Below are 26,620 nucleotides of genomic sequence, written 5' to 3' on the forward strand. Positions count from 1 at the left end.
TATTCATAAGGACTCATTGCAAATGCAAAGATACAACTTTTTAATAAATAACAAATAATGTATAACGCATAATTTTGTAGCAACACTGATTTTCCATTGCAACTCACTGACTGATAGCCCCTCAATACTCACCACTCATTCCCCACCTCTTACCCCTCGTAAAAAAACTGACCACTACCCCTTGTGCATTATAAATTATTTATTAACTTTGCACCATCTTTTTAACAATACCGCAACACAACATTATCTCTTAATATTTTAACCACTAACTACTAATCCCTAATCTCTCCACCTAAGAACAACGTAAGAGCAAGGTAAGAGCAACTACGGTACCAATACGCTACCAATACGGATGCAGCACGGATGAATATCATCCCTTTTCCCTACCCAAAAAGGGTCATTTTTGGGTTATTTCACATTGCATAATATACAACAATAACATCATTTTTATGAGAATATGCTAAAAACTACCTAACACTTAATGTACCATCTCAGTATTCCTCCCCTTAGGGAAGGTAGTGCGCCAAGTGAGCATCTCACTCAAGTAACCTCCTTCTACGTCGCTTAAAGGCAGCCCTGAGGAGTGCCCTACGAGTGTTTTTTGTAAAAAAAAGTTGAAAAAATGTTTGTAATTAAAAAATAAGTCGTACCTTTGCACCTCAGAAAATCGAATTATCAACACGTAAACCTATACAGAATGAATAAGTTAAAGGAATATGAGGTTTCTTTTGTAGGGCTCAAGCAAGGCAAACACGAGTTCGTTTACGCGATTGATAAGAGGTTCTTAGCACTTTTTGACTACGAGGAAGTGAACGACATCGACGAGAAAGTAACCCTCTCTCTCGACAAGAAAAGCACCCTTATGGAGCTCCACTTCAAGAATAAAGGCATCGTAAATGTGAACTGCGACGTCTCCAACGAGCCTTTTGACTTGCCTGTGGAAGGCGAACTCTTCTTAGTAGTGAAATTTGGCGAAGAGTACAACGATGACGACGATGAGCTGCTGATACTCCCTCACGGGGCACATCAGTTCAATGTAGCGCAGTACATCTACGAGCTTGTAGTGCTGTCCATCCCTGCCAAGCGCATTCACCCTGACGTCGTCAGCGACAAAATGCACTCCGAAGTGCTGGACAAGTTAGAAGCACTATCGCCCAAAGAACCTATTGACGAAACAGAACATATTGACCCACGTTGGGAAAGTTTAAAGAATTTAATAACTGATAAATAATTAAGTAATGGCACATCCTAAAAGAAGACAATCAAGCACAAGAAGAGATAAGCGTAGAACTCACGACAAGGCTGCAGTTCCTCAAATCGCTAAAGACTCTGTAACAGGCGAATTGCACTTGTATCACCGCGCACACTGGTACGAAGGTAAACTCTACTACCGCGGGCAAGTGCTCATCGATAGCACTGAGGCAGCTGAATAATACGCCTAAGAAAATTATAAACTTAATTTTTTCATAGTGAAAAAAAGAGGAGAAGCTAACTTAACCTCTCCTCTTTTTTATGCCTTTTAACGCCCTACTATGCAGAGGCGGCAGCGTCATCCCCCTCCTCTGTGTCCTCCAAGAACCCTTTGGCAAGCAATAAGTTATACCACTGGATCACCTTCTTGATATCACTCGCATAGACGCGGTCGCTGTCGTAAGTGGGCAGTACAGTAAAGAAGTACTCTTCAAGAGTAGCCCCATCGGATTTAGACGATACCGAGGCAGGCTGCCCATTCTCCACTTGCTTCATATTCTTGAAAACCTCCGCAAGAGGCACCTCCCTTTCATTGGTGTAAATAGCGATTTCCGAGAGCAGACTCACATTATTGCGAAGCCCTACTGATACGCGGCTATCGTCAACAAGTGAAGTGGCTAAAAACCCTGCACGAGTTTGCTTCTCTAAATGGTACAAACCTGGCTTGCCTGAGATGGCTAATATTTTGGTCAAATTCATATAAGTGAGTTGTTTAAATTATCTTCTTTTAGGAGCGTCAGGGAACTTCATTCGGTAAGCGACCTTCACTTTCCCTTTGCTGATATTAGTAAGTTTATTCTTGATAAGTTGCTTTTTGAACGACGAGAGTTTATCGGTGAAAAGCACCCCTTGAATATGGTCGTACTCGTGCTGGATGATACGCGCCACCAGCCCATCGACCGTAAGGGTCTGAGGATGGAAGTTCTCATCGAGGTAAGAGATGGTAATCTTAGGGCGGCGCGACACGTCCTCACGTACACCAGGGATGCTCAGGCAGCCTTCATTAAAAAGCCACTCCTCACCCACCTCTTCTATCATCTGAGCGTTGATAAAAGTCTGCTTAAAGCCTAAGAGAAAATCGCGTTCCTCCTTGCTCAGATCTTCATCATCGGCAAAGGGCGCAGCATCTACCACAAACAAGCGGATAGCCAAGCCCACCTGAGGGGCTGCCAAGCCAACGCCATTACTCGCCTCCATAGTGTCGTACATATTAGCTATAAGGGCTTTCAGGTTGGGGTAGTCAGGAGTGATCTCCACTCCTACCTTTCGTAATACGGGGTCGCCATAAGCGATAATCGGTAAAACCATTGTATATCTTTTTTGCGGGTGCAAAGGTAATAAATAATTTATAATGAACAATGGATCATAAATAAAAAGGGCGTCTACCATTGTGATAGACGCCTTTTTTTTATGTTATGAATACATATCTATCAATACTCGTAAGTAATAGTTTCCGTAAAATTACCTATAGAGTTCTGATTCGTGTTGATAATTTTAGTAAGTCGATTGTGATCGTCGTAAGAGTATTCGTGTTTAGTAGTAGAGGTCAAACTCCCCTGATTATAAATCTTTCCTGTAAGAATGTTCTTCTTGTTAGATGATGCACCAACAAAAGGCATTTCAGGAGTTATAATTCTAAAGAACGTTACCCAAGGAACCGTTTTCTCATTTGAATAAGTATACTCAACGCGATACTCTATTTTCCCATTGTCTTTTACGCCTTCATCACGAAGAACATCACCATCAGCATCGAAATAAACTTTACTATAAGAAATTTCTTTGAGAAAACCACCATTATATTCACTTCTAATTTTTACCTCAGTAGATGATATGTATTCAAGCGTATTGGAATCTGTAATAATAATAGAAGGCTTTTTCTCTCCTTGTAAAGTTTTAGTAAGAACCACACTCGTATACCAAGAAACTAACTTTTGCCCTTTATAAGTGTAGGATGTGGTGCTAACACTTGTATGTATGGCATTATCTTTACCTACTTGGTGCGTTTTGGACACTCTACTTTTTAGTAATCCTCCATCATAGAAATAAGTCGTTTTTAATGAGTTACCCTCACTGGTTGTTGTAAACATTTTGACAAGATCGCCCTCGTAGGTATAAGTATCTATACTGTTACGTATACCCTTGCTATCTTTTACTTGTCTCTTAATAGTTCTAATCTTATCACCCTCGTAGGTATAATCCATAGTCTCTGTATCACCATTACTTCCAACAGCAACTGACTTCTTTGGAAGCATAGAAATCTGCTCTGGAGGAGTAGGTGGAGGCGTAGGAGTGGGGTCAGGTGTAGGTGTTACAGAAGGAGGGTTAGGAGCTGGTGGGGTTGGCGTAGGAGTTTCCTTGTCATCATTTTTGCTGCAAGCTACTACAAAGAGTAACGCTGCTGCGAGTGTTATTATTTTCTTCATTGCTATAAGATATTTGTTTAACGCGGCAAAGATATAACTTTCTTGTGAATAAAACATCATTCACAAGCAATAATTTTGCTTAGTGATTATTTTACACTTAAAAACCATTACATCATTAAGCATATTTCCGTATCTTTGCCCCCCAAAATATACTTATGCAACAGTTAGATGACTTAAAGGCTGCTATGGAGCAATACTTGGGAATAAACGAGGATTTTGCGTTGCGCTTTGAGCGTTACCTCGCTATCAGCTATGCGGCAATGTGCGTGTGCAGCGACCTGAAATCGCTATTGAAAGTAGAAGGCAAAATGGAGCTGAGCTATGAGCGCAATAAGGACTTGTACTTTCTATGCAGCGAGTACACCACGCCTTTCTTAGCACTGCTGCACACCGAGTAGGGTTCTTACCTCAGAGAGGGGATTGCGCTCACCTTAAAGAAATCGCCTCTTTCGTTCTCCTTTGCGATGTTAGTGGCGTTATGGGAGGCGGGCGATCTCACCTTTGATGAGGGACCCTTTGCACAGAGACTTTACAACAGTATTTGGGGTTTCCAAGAAGAGCAGGGTGTGAGCTTAGTAGCTCTCTTAGCAAAGCAACCCGAGCTCGCCGAGAAGGTACTCAGCGTATTGCCTCTTTATATGGAAAGCCTGACGTTTGACAACCAGCTACATATCAATTTCTTTAAGCAACTGCAAGAGAAGGGCATACTGCCTGTGGAGGCGTTTGTAACCGCTGCCTTTGAGGCATTGCTCGCCCCACGCAAGAAGCCCGTGCTCGACCTCCTCTGTCGGCTTATAGAAGTGTTGCATCCCTCTAACGCACTATTGTTGTGCAATCAGGAGCGTATGCTTGCCCTGCTGAGCTTAGGCAACTCGAGTCTCATCAACTTTGCCTTGCCACAGCTGCGGAAGATAGCCCAAGAAAAGGCGTTTGATGCGCAGGCATTTCACGATAACTTCTTCTTATGTGCCAATACACCGCGCATTGGCAAGTCGATACTCATAGGCTTGGAGATTGTAGAACAACTCATAAAACAGGAGGGTACAAAGGAGGGCACAGAGGGCACGGAGCGATTGGGGGTGTTCTTCACTATTAGCGATGAAAAGGTACAGCAGCGGGTGGCGCAGTTGCTCACGACTTATTACAGCAAAGCGGTGGTAGATGCTGTGGTATTGCCCTATCGGGTGTACTTGAAGGAGAAAGTAGCGGCGTACTTAGCCGAGGCGGGCGTAACCCCCGAAGAGGACAGCAGCGCAAAGGGCAACCTCTCAGAGGTATACCCTACCCGCACACCCGAACCGCTAAAAACTATCGCCACGTGGGACGAACTGCTATTTGCCATAGGCGACTCGCTGCGTGAGGGTACGACCGCACAGTTAGACGCTATTTTCGAGGCGTTTGTAAGCCTGCAAGATGCGCTGCCTGCTAACTATGCGGAGCAGATCGCGCCCTATGTGCAGCAGCTTAAAGAGCGATTTGGAATATACTATCAATACTACGGGTCGCTCTATAAAGTGCTCACAGGAGAGGTATACAAGGACAAGTATTCCCACTACTACCCCAAGGAGGAGCACGATAATTTCAGTTTCTTAAGAGATAAAGCAGAAGAGGTATTAACGCGGCAGGCAAGTCATAATACGTTAGGATTCCTCTCTACCCCTACGCAACAGCCTTTTTACATCGATCCAGCAGTATTAGAAGAGCGTTTGCAAGCGTATAAAGCAGCAGGGGTGAGTCCCTTAGCAGAAGACGTAACGGTAGCCCAAGCGCGATGTATAGGCGCAAAAGAAGCGGAGGTATATCCTAAGTATGAAGTAAAAAAAGCAACCGTTGATTACTACGAGCGGTATCAGCTGCAATTTAAAAAGCATTGGGGCGCGCAGACTATGGGAGAGAATATCGCCTACCAGCTGAGTTTGCAACCCAATGCGATCGACCGCTTAGTGCTGCGCTACATATTGCCGATAGGCGTTGGCGAGCGCGCAGAACCCTTGCACGCTGCTACCCGAGTGGTGCAGCTCCTTCTGCAATGGCAATTGCCCGTAAAGAGTGGCGGCTGGCTATTTGTGGCTACCTGCCTCATAGGCGAAAAGCAGCCGCTGCGCGATATGGCAACCGACTACCTACTCTGGGCATTGGGAGCGGGCGTAGACACTACCTACCTCGCCGACTGCACAAGGCGACTCTTAGCAAGCAAATACGCCCCCGTAAAGCGTTTTTTAGAGTTCACCGACAGACCGCTGCCCTACGCAGAAGTAAAAGCCTTTACACAAGCGGTAGTCCAAAATTATAAGAAGTATGTAGATGAGAGAGATAAGCCAAGCAATCACAAACTAATGCTCAGTTTATAATGCACAATGAATAATGTATAGTGCACATAAATAGTAATGCCCAGCAATCAGTAAATGAATTGCTGGGCATTATACACTATAAATTATACATTAAACTTGTATTATCCCGAGGTTAAACGCCCTTTCAATTGGTGCGTGGTCGGCAGCCTCAATCCCCATACTGATCCAAAGACGGGTCTCCAACGGATCGATAACGGCATCCGTCCAGAGGCGGGCAGCGGCGTAATAGGGAGATATCTGCTCGTCATACTTCGCTTTAATCTCCTCAAAGAGTGCTGCCTCGCGCTCGGGAGTAAGCTCCTCACCGCGCTTTTTCAGCGTGGCGGTCTCTATCTGCAAGAGCACCTTAGCGGCTTGCGCTCCGCCCATCACAGCGATGTTCCCCGAGGGCCACGAGGCAATGAGGCGCGGGTCGTACGCCTTGCCACACATCGCATAATTGCCTGCCCCGTACGAGTTGCCCACCACTATGGTGAACTTCGGCACTACGGAGTTCGCCACAGCATTCACGAGCTTCGCCCCGTCCTTGATGATGCCGCCGTGCTCGGACTTCGAGCCTACCATAAAGCCCGTAACGTCCTGCAAAAAGACCAGCGGTATTCGCTTTTGATTGCAGTTGGCAATAAAGCGCGTTGCCTTGTCGGCACTGTCGGAGTAAATCACCCCGCCGAACTGCATCTCGCCTTTTTTGGTTTTCACCACCTTGCGCTGGTTGGCGACAATGCCTACCGCCCAACCATCGATCCGTGCATAGCCTGTGATGAGCGTCTGCCCATAGCCCACCTTGTACTCGTCATACTCAGAGTTATCAACTAAACGCAGTATCAATTCCTTCATATCATACGGCTCAGAGCGAGAGGTTGGCAGTATCCCATAAATCTCCTTAGGGTCTTTCGCAGGAGGCACAGCCGCAGCCCGATTAAAGCCCGCCCGCTGATAGTCCCCGAGCTTGCCCATCGTACGCCTTACCCTATCCAAAGCATCCTTATCATCGAGTGCCTTATAATCGGTAACCCCACTGATTTCGCAGTGAGTAGTCGCCCCACCAAGGGTTTCATTGTCGATATCCTCACCGATAGCCGCCCTGACCAAGTAGCTACCCGCAAGGAATATAGAGCCCGTCTTATCCACTATCATCGCCTCATCGCTCATAATGGGCAGGTAAGCCCCTCCCGCTACACAACTGCCCATCACCACCGCGATTTGGGTGATACCCAACGCACTCATCTGAGCGTTGTTGCGGAAGATACGCCCAAAGTGCTCTTTATCAGGGAATATCTCGTCTTGCAACGGCAGGTACACCCCCGCACTATCCACCAAGTAGATGATTGGCAGGCGGTTCTCCATAGCGATTTCCTGCGCCCGCAGGTTCTTCTTAGCGGTAATGGGGAACCACGCTCCAGCCTTTACAGTAGCGTCATTCGCCACTACGATGCACTGCACGCCTGCTACATAGCCCATCACCACCACTACCCCCGCTGAGGGACAGCCGCCGTGTTCTGGGTACATACCCTCACCCGCAAAGGCACCGATTTCTATCCGCCGTGCTCCCTTATCGAGCAGATAGTCAATGCGTTCACGGGCAGAGAGTTTCCCCGCCGCATGCAGCTTTTCAAGGTTCTTAGCCCCGCCACCGAGATATACGCGCTTTAGCCGCTTGCGCAGCTCCGCGAGGGCTAACTTATTGTGATCTTCATTGGTATTGAATTGAATGTCCATCGTTTACGTAAATAGGGCGCAAAGATACAAATTAATGAGTAATGAGCAATGAGTAGAGCGCAATAAACATTCCTCATCAATCTGCTGCAATGATTTCAGAGAGCATTGAGAGGGCATACAAAGGGCATACCCTAACCTGGCGAACAGCGTTGCCCGCCTCTTTATCGGTAACTGCAAAAGTTACAAAAAATCAAACATTTACCCTCTCATTACTCTCTACTCTCTGCTCATTATTTAACCTCCTCCACATAAAAGCTAATCTTGCCGCCTGTATCGCCGATTTCAATATGCTCATCGTACCAACTGACGATTTGCAGCTTGAAGTAGTGCGCCCCATCGGCAGTGCGAATGAGGTAAGTGTGGAAGGATGGCACATAGCTCGGCGGGGGACCTGAAAAAAGCAAAGCCTCGTTGAGCAGCAGGTTGGCTTTGGTGCGGAACTTATTGCCACAGAAAGTCAAATTCCAAGGGATAATAGTAAAATGTGTTTTTCTGTAAACATATATATACGTAGTATTATTGACTGCAAATATACCCTTTGTTAGATTTTAGACGAGCCTAAAAAGGTAGGAGATGTGTTCGGGATGTGTTCGAGATGTGTTCGAGCAGTGTTCGAGATGAGTCCGAAAGAAAATTTTTCTGTGGGTGATTTTGGTGCAAAGAGGGTAGTTTTAGGGTTTGATACGTATTTTTATTTAGAATTATTTTACTTTGATAGTTTATTTTTGTATCTTTGCCGCCGATTTAAAAAGGAACTTAAAAAGCACAATGAAGCGAACGCTCTTGCTTATGGTCTATACGTGTGCTATCCAGCTGACTTTCGCACAGATAAGGGTAGACTTTCAGGTGCGGGACACCCTTGGGCGTCCTGTGCAGGAGTTGGCTATATTCTTAGGGCAGAAAGCAGCCGCCACGGATAGCAACGGGCTTGCCTCGCTGAGTGTGGCTGCAGGGAAGTACACTTTGAGCACTTCGCACGTGGGCTTTGAAGCCATTCACAAGAGCGTTACTATTGCAAGGGATACGCTTATTGCCCTGCGCGTGCGCCCCAGTGCTGAGCAGTTGCAGGAAGTGGTGGTTACTGCCAGAGAGGTGGCGGCACCGACCTCGACTTCGGTTATCGACCGTAAGGCAATGCAGCATTTGCAGCCGTCGAGCTTCACTGACTTGGTGAGCCTCTTACCTGGGCGGAGCGTGTCATCCCCTGTGCTGAACCGCGCCAACACGCTTACATTAAGGGAGGCGGGCATCAGCAGCAGTCAGTACAGTACGGGGGCAATGGGTGTGGGCTTCAGAGTGGATGGCGTGCCGCTGAATACAAACGCCAATATGCAGGAGACGGTGGGCTACGATATGCTAGTAACCCCGCAGTCGAGTAGCGTAGATGGAAAGCGCAACACAACCCGTAGCGGCGTGGATATGCGCGCCATTGCTACTGATGAGATTGAGAAGGTGGAGGTAGTCCGTGGGATTCCGTCGGTGAAGTACGGCGATCTGAGTAGTGGATTGGTGCAAATAACCCGTAAGAAAGGGGCGACGAAGCTCAGCGGACGTATTAAAGCCGATGGTTTCAGCAAGCTGTTTTACCTCGGGAAAGGTTTTGAGTTTAAAGATAAAGCCTTGACGCTCAACACGAGTTTTGATTACCTCAACGCCAAGATCGATCCGCGGAACAGCTTTGAAAACTACAAGCGCTACACTGCCTCGCTGCGCAGCGAGAAGAAATTCGGGGCGGAGAGGCGTTCCGCGCTATCGCTCAGCTTGGATTATACGGGCACTTTTGATGAGGAGAAGCTCGACCCTGACAATAGCGTGCGCGGCGACGCTTACCATTCGTCATTCAGCAATATAAGAATCGCTTCGGCTTTTGGCACGCAACTCTCCGAGAAATGGTTTAAGGAGGTAAACGTTCAGGCGAGCCTCTCGCAGTCGTTTGACCAGATTACGCAAGATAAGTTCGTGAGCGTCAAGTCGGCAAAAGCCATTGCAACTAATTGGCAGGAGGGCGAATACTACGGTGTTTATATGGATCCTAACTACGTGTCGCACTTATTGATTGACGGCAAGCCTTTGGACGTATTCACAGACCTCTCCAGCACGTCGGAGTTTGAGGTTTTTGGGCTGAAGAGCGAGTTGCTCTTAGGGGCTACGTACACTTACGCTAAGAATCGCGGGCGCGGACAGGTGTACGACATCGCACATCCGCCATCGGAGGATATGAACATACGCCCTCGAGCCTTCAGCGCAGTGCCAGCGATGCAAAACGCTGCTTTCTACGTGCAGGACGAGCTGAGCAAGGAGTTAGGATCAGTAAAAATAACGCTGAGGGCAGGCTTGCAAGGTAGCAGTCTGTTGGGTTTGCCTGCGAACTATAAGATGCGCGGGCGCGTGTACCTCGATCCGCGGGTGAACGCTATGCTGCGCTTGCCTTTGGCAAAATTCAGCAGTGGAAAAACGCTCGAGGGGAGCCTCTCGGCGGGATGGGGCAAGCATAGCAAGCTGCCGACACAGGAAATGTTATACCCACAGGATATTTACGACGACATCGAGCAGCTCAACTATTACCACAACAACAAAGATTATCGGCGGGTGCACTACCGCACTTATATTTTCTCGCAGACAAACCCCGCGCTGGAGTCGGCGGTGAATGTAAAGCGTGAGGCTCGGCTGGGGCTGAGCTACGGCGGGCATTCGCTGTATGTGACTTACTTCAACGAGAAGATGGACAACGGATTCCGCAAGATGAGCGATTACCACAAGGTTTCCTACAAGAAATACGACACCTCGGGCATCGACAGCAACAACCTCACCGAGGCGCCACGCGTGGAGCAATTGCCCTTCGAGGAAAAAAATCAATTGGTGCTGCGGAGTTTGGAGAGCAACGGCTCGGCGACAGACAAGCAAGGGGTGGAATTTCAGTATGCAGGCAAGCGTTTGCCCTTGCTGCATACGCGGATGACCCTCAGCGGAGCGTGGCTGCGTACGCGCTACTACAACTCGCAAGCTGCGCTGCGATTTGCCAGCACAATGACCATTAACAACCGCACTTACTACCATCTGGGCGTTTATCCCGAGGTGGAACGCTATGACCGCGAACGTTTTCAGAGTAGTTTTACTGCTGACACGTATCTCGAAGCACTCGGGCTTATCACCTCGCTGCGTTGCGACCTTGTGTGGTACACCTTAGACCAAAATCCGCCTGTGAGCGGGGTGCCGACGCACTACATCAGTGAAGATGGGGTGCGACATCCTTACACGGAGAGCGAGCGCAATGATTATCTATTGCAATTTCTCACCTATCCCACCTCCCGCGGGACGTCGCTGCGAGTGCCGATGTCAATGCACTTGCATTTAAAGATTTCGAAGCAGTTTTACCACTACTTCACCGCGTCGATGTACGTGAACAATCTTTTTAATTATGCCGAAAGTTATCAGAGCAACGGCTTATGGGTAAACCGCAAAGGCGTGGTTGATCCTTATTTCGGTATGGAGATGAATATTAATTTTTAACTATATTTTCAAATGAAAAACTTGAAATACATCATTGTGATGATTGCGCTGCTAGCAATCGCTGTGGGTTGTAAGAAGGACGACAACTCCGACCCTTCTGACAACGGCAAAGGCACCCTCTCGCTGGAGATAAAGGCGCCTGAAAAGATGGAAATCGCTAAGTATAAAACCATCACCTTTACTTTCACCGAGCTGAATACTGCCAAGACAACGGTAAAGACCTACGAAAATACCAACGCAAAGATGTTTAACTTTGCTATTCCCCACGGAAGTTATGAAGTAAAGGTGGATGCAAAAGCCCAGTACAAGTTCAACAACGAAGAAAAGGAGGGTGATTTTAGTGCGTTCATCAATAAAGTAGATTTAAATACTGCCGCTATAACGCAACAGGTTGACCTTTCATTAAAATTGTTCGGGAAGGATTTCATCATAGAAGAAATTTTCTATAACGGTACCTTGACGCCTGAAAACAAACAATACATTGGCGATTAATATATCAAGTTATACAACAACACTGAAAAAACACTTTATGCCGATGGGTTGCTATTTGCCGACTCACGATTCTTGACAAGTGATACCGATGTGTACACCCCCGACATAATGAAAGAAGCGTTTACTACCGAGGGGATTGTTCAAATCCCTGGTGATGGAACAAAATATCCTGTAAAACCTGGTGAATACATCATTATTGCTGAACAAGGCATTAATCACAAAGAGAAAAACTCTAATTCTGTAGACTTATCAAAGGCAAATTTCGAGAACTTCTATCCGAATATGAAGGATGTTGATAATCCTCAGGTGACCAACACCATTGTTTTATACGAAAAACTTATATTCCACAACAGAGGCTATCGAAGCTATGTAATTGCTCGTCTGCCGAAGGGGATGACCTCTGAAACATTCCTTAAAGATTATAAGTACGAGTATAGCTACAAAACTGTCGCAGGGATAAAAACACGCGATGCGATGAAGATACCTAATGAATGGATCGTCGATGCGGTAAATCTGTGTTCGAAGGATGATTTTAAACGCATTGTAACCGATCCTTCACTTGATAGCGGATGGAGCTATTCAGGTTTAAACAGGAACGACAAGAACCGCTATGGAAAATCTGTTCGTAGAAAAGTGCTGTCAGAGAACGGCGGGAAACCTATCTTCCAAGATACAAACAATTCCACCGACGACTTTGTAATCACTGCGCCGCCTACAATGTTTAAATAATGCTGCACTCGGTATACAGTTGTGGCAGATTACAAAACAAAGTCATTTACTATTTTTTTCATTGAAAACTACCTGAAAGCGCACTTCTGTATACAAAAAGAGGTTGTATTTACCCTAAAATAGCACTCCGAGAGCCTATTTTAGGGTATTTACAAGCTCAAAAACTATTTTTTATAGCTTGCCCCGATGTGGGAAAATTACTTTCTAAACTTTTTTACGCTTTCCCCGACGTGGAAAATCATTTTTGAAAGTTTTTTTGGCTTGCCCCGATGTGGGAAAGCTATTTTCTGAAGTTTTTTTTTCTTATCCCGACGTGGGACGGCAACTAAAAAAAGTTTTTTAGGCTTGTACAGCTGTGAGCTGATCACTTTCTGAACTTTTTTGCACTTGTACAGACGTGGGACGGCAATTAAAAAAAGTTTTTTAGGATTGCAAATGTATGCGACGGTTAGTTTCAGAAGTTTTTTGCACTTGCGCAGCTTGCGCAAATCACTTTCTGAACTTTTTTTGACTTGCGCAGCTTGCGCAAATCACTTTCTGAAGTTTTTTTGGCTTGCGTGAGCCACGCAAATTACTTTCTGAACAATTTTAGACAATCCGATAGATCGGACGGTTAGTTTCAGAAGTTTTTTAATCAATCCGAGTACTCGGACGGTTAGTTTCTGAACTTTTTTAGTCAATCCGAGGTGTCGGACGATGAGTTTCAGATTTTTTTTGACGATCCGAGAGGTCGGACGGTTAGTTTCAAAAGTTTTTTACACTTGCTCAAGCTGAGCAAGAAAGAAATTTTTCTCAGGATAAAAATTCACAGCTCAATAATTTTTGTTTTAAAAAATAAACACTTAAAAATAATTTAAATGAGGATACTTTCAAAACTCATTATCATTATCATCGCTGCATTATCAATAGTCTCTTGCAGGAAAGACGAGAATACAAACGATGGCGAGCGCCTTCTCAACCTTACGCTTATCGCCCTCGAAGGTGAAAAAATACTCTCGTATAATGAGCTTACCATCCGCCTTAAAGAACTCAATACGGGCGGCGTGATTACCAAAAAATACACCGATTTACAGAGCCTCACGCTAAGCATTCCCCTTGCCGCAGGAAGTTACGAGGTGTCGGTAGAGGGCAGACTAACGTATCAGCGTGGCAATGAGAAGCTGACAGGCAGCGTATCGGCATTTTCGGAAAAGATTGACCTCACGGAGCCTTCGACCCACAAATCGCTGCAATTGATGCTTAAACAAACCGCTCAGGATCTAATCCTCGAAGAGATATTTATCTCTGGAACGCGTACACCCGAAGGAAAACAGTATATCGGGGATAGTTACATAAAGCTGTACAACAATACTGATGAGATATTGTATGCCGACGGACTGCTGATCTTACAATCTTTTTTTGAAACGAATGCCAAAGTGCAGCATAGCCCTAACATCATCGCTGAGGCTTTTAATGTGGATGCGGTGCAGCAAATCCCTGGCAGCGGAAAGGACTATCCCGTGCTGCCCTATACGTCCATCATCATTGCAACTGACGCGATCGACCACAGGGAATATAACAAGAACTCAATCGACCTGCGGCAGGCGAATTTTGAAATAAAAAAGTCGGATGACGACGAGGATCCCGACAATCCACAAGTGCCTAACCTGAATAATATTCTCGGAGAGCTGGTGCTTAGCAATCAAGGCAATAAATCGTTTGCCATCGCACGTCTGCCCAAAGGAATGACTGCCAGCCAATATCTCGCTGAGTACAAATACAATTACACTTACAGAGAAACAGGGATGGACTTTGATATCCCACAAGAAAACTACAAAATTCCTAATCAGTGGATTGTCGATGCGGTAAATCTCGCTCCGAAAGAGGAGTTTCAGTGGCTGCTCACCTCTGAAGCGCTCGACAGCGGATGGACGTACAGCTCCGAGCATCAAGGCGACAACGGGCGTTATGGGATGGCAGTGCGCCGCAAGGTATCAAATAGCGAGGCAGGCAAGATATACTATCAAGACACGAATAACTCCACCGTGGATTTCATCCCGAGAGTGCAAGCCTCACTGATAAAATAGTACGACGATGAGAGCATATTTTCTTACACCTTTATTTATAGTGATGAGCGCCTCCCTCTGGGGTCAGGTGCCCGATACGCTTTATCGAAATTTAAAAAATGAGTACGGCATACGCAATTTTGTGCGCAGCATCACCAAAAATCCTTCGCTGATGAGCAGTTGGGGCAGTGATTCGTTCTCCACCGTTGAGGCGCACTATGGCAAAAGCGAAAACGAGGCATACGCAAAGCAGTTTCCCAGTGGCACCGAAGGATTTGGCGTGCGGGCGGAGTCGTTCTTAGAATATAAGAATGGGAAAAGGCTCTGGGGAAGTGCCAGTTATCAAAATCAAAAGGAAAAAGATCTTCGCTGGAACGAATCGATCGATCGCACGCTGATATATCCGTATTTCACTGCGGATTCTATCGGTGGAGATATGCAAACGGAGCGCTACGCTTTTGCGGGCGGCTATCTGAAGCATTATAAAAGGTTCGGCTGGGGGGCAGCGCTCAATTACGCTGCCAAACTGGCAAGCCGCAATAGGGATCCACGTCCGAAAAACATCAGTTCAGACCTTCGCATCAAAGCGGGAGGTGCGCTGAGGGATTTCTACCATCTCACGCTCGCCCTGCACGGAAGTTTCGAGAAATACACACAATCCAACGACATTAAGTTCTTCAGCGAAACAGGGCAACCCTCTGTATACCATCTCAATGGCTTGGGCTACTACAATAATTTACTGAAAGGAAATCATCTGCGAGGCATCTACGACGGTTACGGCTATGGCGCAGGGGCGCAGGTCGTCAATCAGCGTGGCAACTGGTATCTCGCTGTGGATTACGAGCGTCTCCAAGTGGAAAAATATATCCCCGACGAAAACAATGTCGTCGCCTCCACACTTGTAAATAGCCAATGGAATGCTGAGATCACAAAACTCTTCCATAAAAAATCGTACGCTTATGGGCTGAAGCTCAGCTACTCCAATAGACAAAAAGCAGGAATAGAGCCGCTCCTCTCCGCCCGCAATAGCAACGGAGCTGAAGTACTTTCTACCCACAAAAATTACACTTTAAAGACTGCCGACTATCGCCTGAGCCTTATTTTCATCAGCGAAGGAGAGTCGCAGTTGCTCATCAGTCCGTACGTGAGCTATCAAACCCACCGTGAGGATTATACACTCATTGAAAGCTTTGAGCATTTTAGCTACCTTGCTGCAGGACTTCATCTGAGCTATACACAAGCCTTCCAGAGAAAGCATTATCTCTGTTACACTCTCGATTGGCTAAGCCGCCGAACGCTCAGTAAAGAATATCTATTGCGGAACGACAGCCAGAGAAGTCTCTCACAAATGCTCGCCGATAATGCGCAGTACCTCTCCTCGGATGAGCACCGCCTCACGCTGGGCATTGAGTACAACCACCGTCTGCACGACAATCTCAGCCTTTTCACCCGTGTAGGCAGTGCGATAGCCCTTTTCCCAAAGCGCGTAAATTACCTGCATAGCCTCAGCATAGGCATTCACTTCTAAGGCAGTAAAAAGAAAATCCTCCTTACTCCGAAGAATAAGAAGGATTTCATGAATGACAATAGTATTAATGCAATTAAATTGCCTCATTAAGATATGATTTGAGCATCCAGACATTCTTCTCTTGCTCAACCACTAAATCGCTAATCAGGGTGTTTGTCCCCTCGTCATTCAACTCATCTGATAAGTCAAGGAGAGGTCGCTCCACACGTAGCAATTCACTAATGCTATCGATAACCAAGCGCACGGTTTTATCATCGTCAAAAACGTTTTCGCCTACTGGCACCGTAGCGTGTTTCACATAGCTCGCAAACGTATGATAAGGCACCCCACCGAGTGTAAGGATACGTTCAGCAATCTCGTCAACTTGCTCTTGAGCAGCTGTGTAGAGATCCTCAAACTTTACGTGAAGCTCAAAGAAACGTTTCCCTTTGATGTTCCAATGCACCCCGCGCAAGTTCTGATAATACGTCTGATAGTTAGCCAACAATACGTTAAGCGCCTCAATTTCTTTTCCTAATTTGGCTTTATCAAGCCCTAAGCTGTTTAAACTCATGATTCTTATTATTTTTAATATTTTACAGCGCAAAGATACGACATTTCCGCATAATAGCAATACGCCATAGATAGATATTTTACATTTTAATATAATATTAATTGATATCCGAACGGACTCCAGACGAACACACAACGGATCGATAGCACAAATAGATGAAAAAATGACAAATCACCACTGCTGTCAAAAACAGATGTAATATAATGAAAACAAGCATTTTACAAAGTTTATTCCCGATTTTTAGCACAATAAAATTAAAATAAATTTTGACATTCGCGAAAAATATAGTATTTTTGCGCGCTCAGTAAGAAGTGAAACATAATGCAAATAGTTTATTATTCCATATTCGGCTTATGCGTGGCTTATGTGATTTATGTATTTGCTACGCAAGCTCGTACAAACTTAAAGCGCGAAAAAGCCATTGAAGAGATGCGTAAAAAATGGGAAGATGCTGTAGTTGACGAGCAAAAAACTAAGGATATCATCCACGGACTCATTAAGAGTACTTATGGCGATCCCACTCTGCACTTGATTGAAAAAAATCAATTCAAAGAGGGAATGTCCGACTATTTAGTAAAAATGGCTGTGGGCATACCCAACGAGGTGCAAAGTGCTGCTTTCAAAAGCTCCTCAACCGAGCGTTGGCACTATGACGCCCTTATATTCACATTCCAAAACGGTAAACTCATCGGTTGGGAGAAAAACAATAACCCGATGGCAAAAAAATAAAGATAATGCTAAAAGATTATTATGAAATATTAGGCGTTCACCAAACAGCCTCTCTCGACGAAATCAAAGACGCCTATAAAAAACTCGCTAAGGCTTTCCACCCTGATAAGCATCAGGGCGACGCTTTCTTTTCTGAGAAGTTCAAAAGCCTTCAAGAGGCCTACGCCGTATTCACCGACCCTGTAAAGAAGCAAGAATACGACGCACAATGGGCTGAGTTCCAGAAAAGCTCCAAGAAAAGAAAAGGCACTAAACAAAATAGAACTGCCAGACCTGAAAACAAAACAGAGAGAGATACAACCCCCTCTTCTTACTCCGCTGCAGACCTACCCTCGCTGGTAGACATTTATTTAGAGAAAAAAGACAAAACCCTACAAGTGCGCAAGCAGTACGACGCCCTCTTAGCATCTCCTAAGAAAAAAGTCGTATCGTGGGTGAAAGTCGCAATAGCTGTGGCAATCATTGTGCTCAACTTCCTGCTCCTCAATCCTTATTTTGGACTGTTGAAGTAGCATAGCCTCACTGTTATAATGCAGTTGATTAACGATATATTCAACATCCAATCAGAGGGTGATTTCAAGCAGGCTGCCCTTGCTGTATTTGCCTACCAATACACACACAACCCCGTTTATCGCGACTTCTGCAACTTCTTAGGTAAAAACCCTACGAATGTCCTCTCCATTGAGCACATTCCTTTCCTACCTATTGAATTCTTTAAAACGAAGAAGATATACTGCGGCAATACCCCCGAAGAAGCTATCTTTACAAGCAGCGGTACCACAGGATCACAAACTTCCAAGCATTACGTAAAAGACTTATCCCTTTATGAGCAGAGCTTTCACAAAGGCTTCGAGCTATTTTATGGCAACCCCGCTGACTACGTCATCTTAGCCCTTCTGCCCTCCTATTTAGAGCGTAGCGGCTCCTCACTCATCACAATGGTCAGCGACCTCATAAAAGCCTCTAACAAACCACTTAGTGGCTTCTATCTCAACGAGCTAAACACCTTAGCTGACCTAATGAACCAGCTCGACCGCCACGAGCAGAAAGTCTTTCTCATAGGCGTATCTTTTGCACTACTTGATTTAGTAGAACGCTACCAATTTTTACTCTCTTTCACTACGGTAATGGAAACAGGTGGTATGAAAGGACGCCGCAAAGAGCTCGTTCGAGAAGAATTACACCGCACATTGCGTAGAGGTTTTGGCGTAGCACATATTCATTCCGAATATGGGATGACCGAACTCTTCTCACAAGCCTATTCCGTTGGCAAGGGTATCTTTACACCCGTTCCTTGGATGAAAATCCTAATCCGCGACACCAACGATGCACTAAACCTTCTACCTCACGGAAAAACAGGCGGTGTAAACGTCATCGACTTAGCCAACCTCTATTCGTGCAGCTTCATCGCTACGCAAGATCTGGGGAAAAGCTATCCCGATGGTACTTTCGAAATACTCGGCAGATTTGATAATGCTGATATACGTGGCTGCAACCTAATGGTATTCTGAGTCTAACGCTTCACCGTACCCTCTACCCCACTGTCCTGTTTCAAATCCACTGAAGTAGCATTAGCCACCTCATCCTTTATCTTATTGATCTCCTGCTGTGCATCCTCAATGATAGAAGTGTTCACACCGCCTTGCTCTGTAGTCTTAGTGAGTTCCGTTTTGATCTCATTAGTAGCCTCACGTACTTGCCGCATTGCTTTACCTAAGCCTCGAGCTACTTCTGGCAGCTTATCCGCCCCAAAAAGGACCAAAACCATAAATAATATGAAGATAATTTCTGATATACCCATTATTGTAAAATATTTGCAAAAGTACAATTTTTTACAGAAATAGATTATTATATCTAAAAAATTTTGTACCTTTGTCGCGATGAAAAAGATAAAGTATTATTACGATCCCGAGACGTTGTCGTACAAGCGCATAGTAAGCCGTAAGCGCACTAAGGTGCGCAACGTGCTTGTCTTCCTTCTGGCAGCGGCACTCTTCGGAACGCTTGCAGTCTTCATTATGATGAACAGCAACTTCCTTCTCACGCCTCGCGAGGTAGTACTCAACCGCGAGATTAAGTTCTTGGAGACCAACTTTGAGGTGTTGAACAAGAAAATGGACTTGGTGGAGGAGGTTCTTGCCAATGTGCAGGAGCGCGACAATAATATGTATCGCGTTTACTTCAATGCGGCGCCGCTCACCGATGAGGAGCGCAAGAAGGTGAGCAGTGATGCCTCGCGCTACAATGATTTGAAGAACTACGACAGCTCGGAGATTGTCATCAACACTATCAAACGCCTCGACACGCTGCAGCATCAGTTAGTCGCACAGTCGAAATCGCTCGACGAGATCACTAAGCTCTCCAAAGCGAAGGAAAAATTTCTCTCCTCGATACCCGCGATACAGCCCGTTGATAATAAGGATCTCAAACATATGGCTTCGGGCTACGGCTGGCGTACAGATCCCTTCACCAAAGCCAGGAAGTTCCACTACGGTATGGATTTCACATCGCCACAAGGCACCTTCGTCTACGCCACTGGTGATGGCGTAGTAACACGCGCGGACAATGCTTCGGCGGGATATGGCAACCACGTGCGTATTGACCACGGCTACGGCTACGTTACCCTCTACGGACACCTCTCGGCATACAACGTTCGCCCGGGGCAGCACGTAAAACGCGGCGATTTGATTGGGCGCGTGGGGAGTACGGGTCGCTCCGAGGCACCTCACCTGCATTACGAGGTAATGAAGAACGGGGAGCACATCAATCCTATACATTTCTACTACGGCAACCTTACACCGGATGAATACGCTGAAATGCTGCGCGTATCTACCGAAGAAAACCAGTCGCTTGACTAAAATCTGCTTATATTTATGGAAATAACCCTGCCGAATAAGCTTTATTACACCACCAACGAGGTTGCCAAGGCCTTCGGGGTGAATGCGTCGCTCGTCCGCTTCTGGGAAAAGGAGTTCAAGATATTAAAGCCGCAGAAGGACGAGCGGGGCACGCGAAAGTTTACCCCAGACGACGTGCGATTGCTGCAACGTATCTATCATTTGGTTAAAGAGCAGGGGTTCACTCTCGAAGGGGCGCGTCAGAAGCTAAAAGAGGACAAGCACCAAGCACTTTCTACCCTTGAGATGATTACAAAATTAGAAGCGGTGAAGCAGCAACTCCTCTCCTTGAAGGATGCGCTTTAGAAGATAGAGGTACGTGTCTGCTGAGTGAAAGCCTCTAAGAATTTCATACCTCTGTACGAGTTTCCTTTGGCATTGAGTTTCGGGCTCCACACAGCAATGCTGTATTGGTTGGGCATTATGGCTACAATGCCGCCGCCTACGCCGCTTTTACCAGGAAGTCCGACCTTAAAGGCGAACTCTCCGGATTCGTCATAGAAACCGCAGGTCTGCATAATGGCATTGATGCGCTTGGTGAAGGTGTCGGTCAGCACCGGCTCGCGATCGTGCAAGCGGATGCCATCATTGGCTAAGAATGAGAAGACGTAAGCGAGTTGTTCGCAGCTAAGCTCTACAGAGCAGAGCTTGAAATAGAAATCGAGCACCTTAATAGGGTCGTTGACGATATTCCCGAGTGATTTGATGTAGTAACAGAGGGCAAAATTGCGATAGCCTACGGATTTTTCGGATTGAGCCACTCTTTGCGAGTAATCGATGCTGTGGTCGTTGGCTAAATCGCGGACGAACTCTATGAAATCTTCCTCAGCATTCTCTAAAGTGGAGAGCAGAATATCACAAACTACGATGGCACCGCTATTAATCAGCGGATTGCGAGGGATCCCATTGTCGGACTCTAATTGCACTAACGAGTTAAATGAGGTTCCCGAGGGCTCCACCGACACGCGCTCCCAGAGCCTATCACCCAAAATGCTATACGCAAGGGTAGTGGAGAGTACCTTAGCAATGCTCTGTATGGAAAATCGCTCTTGATAATCCCCGATGCCAAAACGTCGCTTGTTCAGGCTGTAGAAATACACCCCAAACTTATGCTCATCTACCTGTGCCAGCTCAGGGATATAAGTAGGTTTTGCCCCTACGTTCTCCTCCTCGAGCACATAGTAATACACTTCTTCTATGATATTTTGATAGTCCATAGGCTACTGAGGCTCAGTAGTTGCTAATCGAATGATCTTTACTTGCTTAATGCGCTTCTTATCAAAGGCTTCCACGATAAACTTATAGCCACCGAAGGTTATTGGCTTACCTTTCTGCGGGAAATTCCCTGATACTTCTAATAGAAATCCTGCTAAAGTTTCAGCCTCACCGCGTGCTTCATCAAAAAGGTGCTCTTCTTCATCAGTAAATTGCAAGATGCGATAGAAATCCTTGAGCACAGTTTTGCCTTCGAAGATAAAAGTGTGATCGTCAATCTTTGAGTAGGTGATATCCTCGTCATCGAACTCGTCGTTGATGCTGCCCACAATCTCCTCGATGATATCCTCTAAGGTGATAATCCCCGATGTGCCTCCGTATTCATCTACTACCACAGCCAAATGTATCTTCTTCTCTTGGAACTCGCTGAGCAGGTCGTCGAGCTTCTTATTCTCGGGCACGAAGAATGCCTTGCGTTTGACTGCCACCCAGTCAAAGTCAGTCTTATCCAAATGAGGGAGCAAATCCTTGATATAGATAACGCCCGTGATGTTGTCAATATTCTCGTGGTAGACAGGGATACGCGAATAGCCTATCTTAACGACAGCCTCAAGCACTTCGGCAAAACTCATTTCCTCATTCAAGGCAAAGATGTCAATACGAGGCACCATTATCTGGCGTGTCTCGGTGCTGCCGAATGAGACGATGCCTTCTAAGATTTTCTTCTCTTCATTGGTAGTATCTTCCTCAGAAGTAAGTTCTAAGGCTTGTGAGAGTTGCCCCACTGATATATTGCTACGCTGCTGGCGCAAGCGCTTTTGTATCCACACAGTGAAGTTCTTCATTGGGATGCTTATCGGAGTGAAGAGGGTGTCCAAGAAGTAGATAAAATACGCTATCTTCTGAGAGAAAGCGATGTTGTTGCGATTGGCATAAATCTTTGGGAGTATCTCACCGCAGAGCAATATCATAAAGGTTACTACCCCAATGTTCAATATGTCGAGCAGCAATGGACTCTTGATTCCCGCGAACAAGAAAGCCGCCAAGGTAGGCGAGATAAGCACGATGGTGATATTCACTAAATTGTTGGCGATGAGCACCGTCGCTAAGAGCTTCTTGGGGTTGCTCACCAACTTATCAAGAAGGTCGGCGGTAGGGGCTTTTTGCTCTTTAAGGGTTGCTATTTCAGCAGGCGTAAGCGAGAACAGTGCCACTTCAGCTCCAGAGATAAGCGCAGAGCAGAGCAGCAGTACAAAAAACACTCCGAACTGCACAATCAAGCCCACATCAAACGTATTTACTGCGAATAGGGCAAATAACGGTAAAGGGTCTGTATCCAAAATCAAACAAATTCGTTAAACAATCTTAGAAGGGGAGCCCATCGTCTACTTTAGGGACCTCTTCTGTGGGAGGAGTTGTTGTGGGCTGTCCTTCACGCTTATTAGGCAATAAGTTTATATCACTCACGTGCACTTCAGTCATATAACGCGTGATACCATCGTCACCTTGCCACTGGCGCGTTTTCAATCGCCCTTCGAGGTAAATTAAATCACCTTTTAGGGTATATTTCTCAATCACCTCAGCCAACTTGTTGTGCACAACAATATTGTGCCACTCAGTATTGACTACCTTCTCGCCAGTAGTACGACTGGTGTATTCCTCATTAGTAGCTAAGCGGAATTGCCCTACGCAACTTCCTTTATCAAAGTAAGTTAACTTGATATCATCACCCATACGACCTATCAAAACGACTTTATTTACAGTTCCATTCATCTTGTAATATACTTTAAAAACACTACAAAGGTACGAATAATTTTATAACTCCCAAAACTTTTTGATAAAATTTGCTGTCAGAGCTGACACGGGATAAGTGTGCAACTCAGATATAAGAATCGCATTATCAATTGGTTTTAAGGGTCTTACTATCCAAAACTGCGTATGGATATGTTGGTGTGTCAATTTGTGAATTACGGGAGTTTCGTTGTAAAGTATGAGACCTTCAAAAGGTATATTTGATTCTTTCAACAGTTGAAGCAACTCTTTTTCTGCCGCGAGGTGTGAGGTTTCGATCAGTGGGAATTCATACAGACCTTGCCAAATATCCTTAGACACACGCCTCTGTAAGAGTGTCTTGCCTGAAGTATCCACCCATACCAAGTAATTAAAATAGCGATTTTTAATTTTGAGTTTTTTGAGTTTAACAGGTAATTCTGCGACCTTGCCACTGTGATAAGCCGCACAGTGATCCTTAAAGATACAACTTTTGCAGTCGGGTGATTGTGGTGTGCATTGTATAGCACCAAACTCCATAATCGCTTGGTTGTAAGTGCCAATGTTTTCCGATGGCAAGAGCTCAGTAGCTAAAGCTTTGAACTGCGCCACCCCCTCACTGCTGTTGATAGGCGTTTCAATGCCAAACACCCGCGAGAGCACTCGATATACATTGCCATCAACTACGGCACAAGGCTCCTCATAGCATATTGAAGCTATGGCACTTGCTGTATAGTCGCCAATTCCTTTGAGTTTGATAAGTTCTTTATAAGTGAGAGGAAATACGCCGCCATATTCAGAGGCTATTACCTTAGCGGTGTGGTGTAGATTCTTTGCACGCGAATAGTAGCCTAAGCCTTGCCATAGTTTTAGCACTTGCTCCTCACTGGCAGCCGCTAAATCAGTAACTGTGGGGAATTGCTCTATAAAGCGAAGATAATAAGGCAATCCTTGCACTACGCGCGTTTGCTGCAAGATCACCTCTGAGAGCCAAACTTTATAAGGGGTAGGCACCTCACGCCACGGCAAATCGCGCTTGGCAGAGGCGTACCACTTGATCAGTCGAGAGCTAAATGTGTTAAAATCCAAAGCGTTGATTGTTTAGCTTATAGCCTTTAGTGTTTAAGCTATAGCTAATTTTGCTCTTCTTTCTTTTCAATAGAAGGAGTTGTCGGAGCGCTATTAGTAGGTTGTTGCTTAGCACTGCTATCCTCACCCTTAGTTGCATCCTTAAACTCTTTAATGCCTGTGCCTAAACCGCGCATCAGTTCAGGGATTTTTTTACCGCCAAAAAGCAAAAGCACTAATATCACAATGATTGCTATCTGCCCAGGGCCCATCACTCCTAAAAATATACTCAATAAATTCATTTTTTTCGTTTGTTAAATTTTACGCTGCAAAGATACGAATTTATTTTCACACAGAGACAGTTCTTCTGAAATTTCTTTTTGTAAAATACGTACTTATCTAACAATTAAGAGAATATATATAATCTGCCAGAGGTTACTCTCTCAAGGGGTTATAAAAACACACATCCCGAGCAAACTGATATATTGCTCGGGATGGCGATTTTTATTACGTCAAAAGAATAAATTTACTTTGCAAAAGCGTGCTCGTATTTTTTAGTTTTATTCCAAGCACCTCGGGTAAAATCAGGTATTTCCACAGGGGCACTACCATTTTCAAGTGATATTTTTGACAGCGGGGCAATACAGCACCATTCCGCCATATCGTATACATCCATATCCAAAGGCAGCCCATTGCGCAAGCAATAGATCAGGCGATAGTCCATCACAAAGTCCATCCCGCCGTGCCCACCGACTTTCTTAGCTTGCTCTTCAAGTTCGCGATGGATGCGGTGTTTGTATTTTTCCATCAAGGCTTGCTTCACCTGCTCAGGCACAAAGCTATGCGCTGAAAGATTTTCGTGGTTAGGCACCCCTATTGATTGAGCGTTTTCCGACTCAATCAGGTAGCCTTCAACGGGGTATTTATTAGCAAAACCCTTAGTACCTGTAAGCTGATACATACGCGAGTACGGACGAGGTGTAAGCACATCGTGCTGAATTTCGATCGTCTTACCCTTTTCAGTACGGATAAGAGTGGTGGTGTGATCGGCGTTTTTAAAGTCGGTAGCTTTTTTGCCTGTTACTTTTTCCCACACCTCAGGACCACGGAAAGGCTTAGTGTCGATAGAGACTAAATAGTTCATCTTATCGCCTCGGTGAATGTTGAGCGCCTGACACACAGGTCCTATACCGTGTGTTGGGTAGACATCGCCGCGGTTTTTAGCATTGTAATCCAAGCGCCAGTTGTGCCAATACTCTTTCCAAAACTCGTCGAGGTTGTGAATGTAAGCTCCTTCAGCGTGAACGATTTCACCAAAGACGCCCTGCTGTGCCATATTGAGCGTAGTAAGCTCAAAGAAGTCGTACACGCAATTTTCGAGCATCATACAGTGCAGGCGCGTTTTTTCTGACATATCAATCAGCGACCAGATCTCATCCAAAGTAAGAGCAGCAGGCACTTCGATGGCTACGTGCTTGCCTTTTTGCATTGCGTAAAGCGCCATTGGCACGTGGTTTTTCCAGTCGGAAACGATGTAGACAAGGTCGATATCGTCGCGGTCACAGAGAGCTTTCCAAGCGTCCTGCGAACCACTGTACTTCGCTGCCAGAGGTTTACCCGCTTTTTCAATAATTGCTTGGGCTTTATCTACCCTGTCAGGCTCAACATCACATAAAGCAATCACCTTTGCCCCCGGTATGTGCATAAAGCGCTCAACGGCACTCGGTCCGCGCATTCCCAGCCCGATAAAGCCTACACGCACTGTGTCGATCTTAGCGGTTTGTAAGTTAAGTACGTCTGTTTGCCCTTTAGGGCGTGCTGGCGTTTCCACCTTGATAGGCTCGTAAGCCTTGCTGCCAGCGATTTTCACTGGGTTTTGCTTGGAAGAGTCACAAGCTGTAAAGTTCAAGCACAAGGTAGCCCCCAGCACCATTTGGAAGATTCTTTTTATCATAATTACACCTATTTCATTGGTTAATTTGCTCGGCAAAGGTACAACTTTTCTCAAATTGACGCAACATAAAAATATTTCTATTTTTTCTTAATTATTTTTTTTGACTGCAAATCAAAGAGATGCGAATTGAATATAAATACAGACAGGCTTTATCAAGTGAAGCAAGCATTTCTACCTTATTATCTATAGCATAGCGAAATAACAGTTTATTTTTCGTTTATCGTTAGGAGAGAAAAACCCTCTGAGATCCGTTCTCTATCCGATATTCCTTCGATTAAGGAGGTGGTGAGGCTACTGTAAGACGGTTTTACCCTCCTATTAGGAAATTTTCCTTTCGGGAAGAGATTGCGGCAAAACAGTAATACCCATTGAATTCAAAACGCTTA

27 protein-coding genes are annotated in these 26,620 nt (G+C 45.5%); 14 read left to right on the forward strand and 13 right to left on the reverse strand.

The features are described 5' to 3' along the window. Window positions 1–697: 697 nt before the first annotated feature. Together AXF12_RS11250 and rpmF are read left to right on the forward strand one after the other, a co-directional pair. Window positions 698–1,231, forward strand: coding sequence for a YceD family protein (locus AXF12_RS11250; RefSeq protein ID WP_066431307.1), 534 nt, complete (start codon window positions 698–700; stop codon window positions 1,229–1,231). Between the two features lie 7 nt (window positions 1,232–1,238). Next, window positions 1,239–1,433, forward strand: a complete 195-nt coding sequence (gene rpmF / locus AXF12_RS11255) for a 50S ribosomal protein L32 (protein WP_066431313.1) — start codon at window positions 1,239–1,241, stop codon at window positions 1,431–1,433. Window positions 1,434–1,530: 97 nt separating this feature from the next. Here the strand turns inward: rpmF and AXF12_RS11260 are convergent, their stop codons facing one another. The 3 genes from AXF12_RS11260 to AXF12_RS11270 all read right to left on the reverse strand — a co-directional run bounded on the left by AXF12_RS11260 (window position 1,531) and on the right by AXF12_RS11270 (window position 3,674). After that, complete coding sequence (locus AXF12_RS11260; protein ID WP_066431315.1) at window positions 1,531–1,950, reverse strand: DUF5606 family protein; 420 nt, start codon at window positions 1,948–1,950, stop codon at window positions 1,531–1,533. An 18-nt stretch (window positions 1,951–1,968) separates the two neighbouring features. Continuing rightward, complete coding sequence (def, locus tag AXF12_RS11265; RefSeq protein ID WP_066431316.1) at window positions 1,969–2,559, reverse strand: peptide deformylase; 591 nt, start codon at window positions 2,557–2,559, stop codon at window positions 1,969–1,971. Window positions 2,560–2,681: 122 nt separating this feature from the next. Then, entirely contained in the window at window positions 2,682–3,674 is a 993-nt protein-coding gene (locus AXF12_RS11270; protein ID WP_066431318.1) for a hypothetical protein, read from the reverse strand. Between the two features lie 155 nt (window positions 3,675–3,829). Here AXF12_RS11270 and AXF12_RS11275 point away from each other — a divergent pair, with 155 nt between their 5' ends. Both AXF12_RS11275 and AXF12_RS11280 read left to right on the forward strand, forming a co-directional pair. Continuing rightward, window positions 3,830–4,072: a hypothetical protein gene (locus tag AXF12_RS11275; protein ID WP_066431320.1), complete on the forward strand. Its 243-nt coding sequence runs from the start codon at window positions 3,830–3,832 to the stop codon at window positions 4,070–4,072. A 66-nt stretch (window positions 4,073–4,138) separates the two neighbouring features. Beyond that, window positions 4,139–6,025, forward strand: coding sequence for a DUF6493 family protein (locus AXF12_RS11280; protein WP_066431323.1), 1,887 nt, complete (start codon window positions 4,139–4,141; stop codon window positions 6,023–6,025). A gap of 90 nt (window positions 6,026–6,115) precedes the next feature. Here AXF12_RS11280 and AXF12_RS11285 read toward each other — a convergent pair whose 3' ends face one another. Together AXF12_RS11285 and AXF12_RS11290 are read right to left on the reverse strand one after the other, a co-directional pair. Next, window positions 6,116–7,744: an acyl-CoA carboxylase subunit beta gene (locus AXF12_RS11285; protein ID WP_066431326.1), complete on the reverse strand. Its 1,629-nt coding sequence runs from the start codon at window positions 7,742–7,744 to the stop codon at window positions 6,116–6,118. 230 nt (window positions 7,745–7,974) lie between these two features. Beyond that, window positions 7,975–8,205 carry an HmuY family protein gene (locus AXF12_RS11290; RefSeq protein WP_231909899.1) on the reverse strand — a complete coding sequence of 77 codons (231 nt, stop codon included), beginning with the start codon at window positions 8,203–8,205 and terminating at the stop codon, window positions 7,975–7,977. A 307-nt stretch (window positions 8,206–8,512) separates the two neighbouring features. Between AXF12_RS11290 and AXF12_RS11295 the strand changes: the two genes are divergently transcribed. From AXF12_RS11295 to AXF12_RS11315, 5 genes are all read left to right on the forward strand, one after another. Further along, entirely contained in the window at window positions 8,513–11,254 is a 2,742-nt protein-coding gene (locus tag AXF12_RS11295; protein WP_066431329.1) for a TonB-dependent receptor, read from the forward strand. 12 nt (window positions 11,255–11,266) lie between these two features. Further along, window positions 11,267–11,746, forward strand: coding sequence for a hypothetical protein (locus AXF12_RS12595; protein ID WP_231909898.1), 480 nt, complete (start codon window positions 11,267–11,269; stop codon window positions 11,744–11,746). A gap of 108 nt (window positions 11,747–11,854) precedes the next feature. Continuing rightward, the gene (locus AXF12_RS12600; RefSeq protein ID WP_231909897.1) at window positions 11,855–12,475 is read left to right on the forward strand and encodes a DUF4876 domain-containing protein; all 621 of its coding nucleotides are present in this window, start codon (window positions 11,855–11,857) and stop codon (window positions 12,473–12,475) included. An 857-nt stretch (window positions 12,476–13,332) separates the two neighbouring features. Beyond that, complete coding sequence (locus AXF12_RS11310; RefSeq protein ID WP_066431336.1) at window positions 13,333–14,541, forward strand: DUF4876 domain-containing protein; 1,209 nt, start codon at window positions 13,333–13,335, stop codon at window positions 14,539–14,541. Between the two features lie 7 nt (window positions 14,542–14,548). Next, window positions 14,549–16,048 carry a DUF6850 family outer membrane beta-barrel protein gene (locus AXF12_RS11315; RefSeq protein WP_143325054.1) on the forward strand — a complete coding sequence of 500 codons (1,500 nt, stop codon included), beginning with the start codon at window positions 14,549–14,551 and terminating at the stop codon, window positions 16,046–16,048. Window positions 16,049–16,121: 73 nt separating this feature from the next. On the opposite strand, the gene AXF12_RS11320 is transcribed toward AXF12_RS11315, so the two are convergent. Continuing rightward, on the reverse strand, window positions 16,122–16,601 hold the full coding sequence (locus AXF12_RS11320) for a Dps family protein (RefSeq protein WP_066431342.1): 480 nt from the start codon (window positions 16,599–16,601) through the stop codon (window positions 16,122–16,124). Between the two features lie 321 nt (window positions 16,602–16,922). Between AXF12_RS11320 and AXF12_RS11325 the strand changes: the two genes are divergently transcribed. From AXF12_RS11325 to AXF12_RS11335, 3 genes are read left to right on the forward strand one after another with little or no spacing between them, the layout of a single operon-like run. Continuing rightward, entirely contained in the window at window positions 16,923–17,330 is a 408-nt protein-coding gene (locus tag AXF12_RS11325; protein ID WP_231909896.1) for a hypothetical protein, read from the forward strand. Between the two features lie 5 nt (window positions 17,331–17,335). Further along, window positions 17,336–17,842: a DnaJ domain-containing protein gene (locus tag AXF12_RS11330; RefSeq protein WP_066431344.1), complete on the forward strand. Its 507-nt coding sequence runs from the start codon at window positions 17,336–17,338 to the stop codon at window positions 17,840–17,842. A gap of 18 nt (window positions 17,843–17,860) precedes the next feature. Continuing rightward, window positions 17,861–18,841 (forward strand): LuxE/PaaK family acyltransferase, encoded by a 981-nt coding sequence (locus AXF12_RS11335; protein WP_197697148.1) that lies wholly within the window; start codon window positions 17,861–17,863, stop codon window positions 18,839–18,841. 2 nt (window positions 18,842–18,843) lie between these two features. Here AXF12_RS11335 and AXF12_RS11340 read toward each other — a convergent pair whose 3' ends face one another. Next, the gene (locus tag AXF12_RS11340; RefSeq protein ID WP_066431346.1) at window positions 18,844–19,131 is read right to left on the reverse strand and encodes a Sec-independent protein translocase subunit TatA/TatB; all 288 of its coding nucleotides are present in this window, start codon (window positions 19,129–19,131) and stop codon (window positions 18,844–18,846) included. A gap of 79 nt (window positions 19,132–19,210) precedes the next feature. On the opposite strand from AXF12_RS11340, the gene AXF12_RS11345 reads away from it, so the two are divergent. Together AXF12_RS11345 and AXF12_RS11350 are read left to right on the forward strand one after the other, a co-directional pair. Continuing rightward, window positions 19,211–20,188 carry a M23 family metallopeptidase gene (locus AXF12_RS11345; protein WP_066431348.1) on the forward strand — a complete coding sequence of 326 codons (978 nt, stop codon included), beginning with the start codon at window positions 19,211–19,213 and terminating at the stop codon, window positions 20,186–20,188. A 15-nt stretch (window positions 20,189–20,203) separates the two neighbouring features. After that, a complete protein-coding gene (locus tag AXF12_RS11350; RefSeq protein WP_066431350.1) occupies window positions 20,204–20,533 on the forward strand; it encodes a MerR family transcriptional regulator in 330 nt (109 codons plus the stop codon). On the opposite strand, the gene AXF12_RS11355 is transcribed toward AXF12_RS11350, so the two are convergent. The 6 genes from AXF12_RS11355 to AXF12_RS11380 all read right to left on the reverse strand — a co-directional run bounded on the left by AXF12_RS11355 (window position 20,530) and on the right by AXF12_RS11380 (window position 26,234). Next, the gene (locus AXF12_RS11355) at window positions 20,530–21,444 is read right to left on the reverse strand and encodes a glutaminase (RefSeq protein ID WP_066431352.1); all 915 of its coding nucleotides are present in this window, start codon (window positions 21,442–21,444) and stop codon (window positions 20,530–20,532) included. The genes AXF12_RS11350 and AXF12_RS11355 overlap by 4 nt on opposite strands. Window positions 21,445–21,447: 3 nt before the next feature. After that, entirely contained in the window at window positions 21,448–22,782 is a 1,335-nt protein-coding gene (gene gldE, locus AXF12_RS11360; protein WP_066431355.1) for a gliding motility-associated protein GldE, read from the reverse strand. Window positions 22,783–22,807: 25 nt separating this feature from the next. Next, a complete protein-coding gene (locus AXF12_RS11365; protein ID WP_066431357.1) occupies window positions 22,808–23,215 on the reverse strand; it encodes a single-stranded DNA-binding protein in 408 nt (135 codons plus the stop codon). 42 nt (window positions 23,216–23,257) lie between these two features. Continuing rightward, window positions 23,258–24,301: an A/G-specific adenine glycosylase gene (mutY, locus tag AXF12_RS11370; RefSeq protein ID WP_066431360.1), complete on the reverse strand. Its 1,044-nt coding sequence runs from the start codon at window positions 24,299–24,301 to the stop codon at window positions 23,258–23,260. A 44-nt stretch (window positions 24,302–24,345) separates the two neighbouring features. After that, window positions 24,346–24,582 (reverse strand): Sec-independent protein translocase subunit TatA/TatB, encoded by a 237-nt coding sequence (locus tag AXF12_RS11375; RefSeq protein ID WP_066431363.1) that lies wholly within the window; start codon window positions 24,580–24,582, stop codon window positions 24,346–24,348. Between the two features lie 224 nt (window positions 24,583–24,806). After that, window positions 24,807–26,234: a Gfo/Idh/MocA family protein gene (locus tag AXF12_RS11380; RefSeq protein WP_066431364.1), complete on the reverse strand. Its 1,428-nt coding sequence runs from the start codon at window positions 26,232–26,234 to the stop codon at window positions 24,807–24,809. Window positions 26,235–26,620 lie beyond the last annotated feature (386 nt).

Source organism: Capnocytophaga haemolytica (assembly GCF_001553545.1).
GTDB lineage: Bacteria > Bacteroidota > Bacteroidia > Flavobacteriales > Flavobacteriaceae > Capnocytophaga > Capnocytophaga haemolytica.

Bases quoted from the DNA above. Each gene is read 5' to 3' on its own strand.
- rpmF (WP_066431313.1), top strand. From the start codon at position 1,239: ATGGCACATCCTAAAAGAAGACAATCAAGCACAAGAAGAGATAAGCGT.
- AXF12_RS11260 (WP_066431315.1), bottom strand. From the start codon at position 1,950: ATGAATTTGACCAAAATATTAGCCATCTCAGGCAAGCCAGGTTTGTAC.
- AXF12_RS11285 (WP_066431326.1), bottom strand. From the start codon at position 7,744: ATGGACATTCAATTCAATACCAATGAAGATCACAATAAGTTAGCCCTC.
- AXF12_RS11310 (WP_066431336.1), top strand. From the start codon at position 13,333: ATGAGGATACTTTCAAAACTCATTATCATTATCATCGCTGCATTATCA.
- AXF12_RS11325 (WP_231909896.1), top strand. From the start codon at position 16,923: ATGCAAATAGTTTATTATTCCATATTCGGCTTATGCGTGGCTTATGTG.
- AXF12_RS11270 (WP_066431318.1), bottom strand. From the start codon at position 3,674: ATGAAGAAAATAATAACACTCGCAGCAGCGTTACTCTTTGTAGTAGCT.
- AXF12_RS11350 (WP_066431350.1), top strand. From the start codon at position 20,204: ATGGAAATAACCCTGCCGAATAAGCTTTATTACACCACCAACGAGGTT.
- AXF12_RS11320 (WP_066431342.1), bottom strand. From the start codon at position 16,601: ATGAGTTTAAACAGCTTAGGGCTTGATAAAGCCAAATTAGGAAAAGAA.
- AXF12_RS11250 (WP_066431307.1), top strand. From the start codon at position 698: ATGAATAAGTTAAAGGAATATGAGGTTTCTTTTGTAGGGCTCAAGCAA.
- AXF12_RS11275 (WP_066431320.1), top strand. From the start codon at position 3,830: ATGCAACAGTTAGATGACTTAAAGGCTGCTATGGAGCAATACTTGGGA.
- AXF12_RS11365 (WP_066431357.1), bottom strand. From the start codon at position 23,215: ATGAATGGAACTGTAAATAAAGTCGTTTTGATAGGTCGTATGGGTGAT.
- AXF12_RS11315 (WP_143325054.1), top strand. From the start codon at position 14,549: ATGAGAGCATATTTTCTTACACCTTTATTTATAGTGATGAGCGCCTCC.
- AXF12_RS11335 (WP_197697148.1), top strand. From the start codon at position 17,861: ATGCAGTTGATTAACGATATATTCAACATCCAATCAGAGGGTGATTTC.
- AXF12_RS11380 (WP_066431364.1), bottom strand. From the start codon at position 26,234: ATGATAAAAAGAATCTTCCAAATGGTGCTGGGGGCTACCTTGTGCTTG.
- AXF12_RS11375 (WP_066431363.1), bottom strand. From the start codon at position 24,582: ATGAATTTATTGAGTATATTTTTAGGAGTGATGGGCCCTGGGCAGATA.
- AXF12_RS11355 (WP_066431352.1), bottom strand. From the start codon at position 21,444: ATGGACTATCAAAATATCATAGAAGAAGTGTATTACTATGTGCTCGAG.
- AXF12_RS12600 (WP_231909897.1), top strand. From the start codon at position 11,855: ATGAAAGAAGCGTTTACTACCGAGGGGATTGTTCAAATCCCTGGTGAT.
- AXF12_RS11345 (WP_066431348.1), top strand. From the start codon at position 19,211: ATGAAAAAGATAAAGTATTATTACGATCCCGAGACGTTGTCGTACAAG.
- AXF12_RS11330 (WP_066431344.1), top strand. From the start codon at position 17,336: ATGCTAAAAGATTATTATGAAATATTAGGCGTTCACCAAACAGCCTCT.
- AXF12_RS12595 (WP_231909898.1), top strand. From the start codon at position 11,267: ATGAAAAACTTGAAATACATCATTGTGATGATTGCGCTGCTAGCAATC.
- AXF12_RS11340 (WP_066431346.1), bottom strand. From the start codon at position 19,131: ATGGGTATATCAGAAATTATCTTCATATTATTTATGGTTTTGGTCCTT.
- def (WP_066431316.1), bottom strand. From the start codon at position 2,559: ATGGTTTTACCGATTATCGCTTATGGCGACCCCGTATTACGAAAGGTA.
- AXF12_RS11295 (WP_066431329.1), top strand. From the start codon at position 8,513: ATGAAGCGAACGCTCTTGCTTATGGTCTATACGTGTGCTATCCAGCTG.
- AXF12_RS11280 (WP_066431323.1), top strand. From the start codon at position 4,139: ATGTTAGTGGCGTTATGGGAGGCGGGCGATCTCACCTTTGATGAGGGA.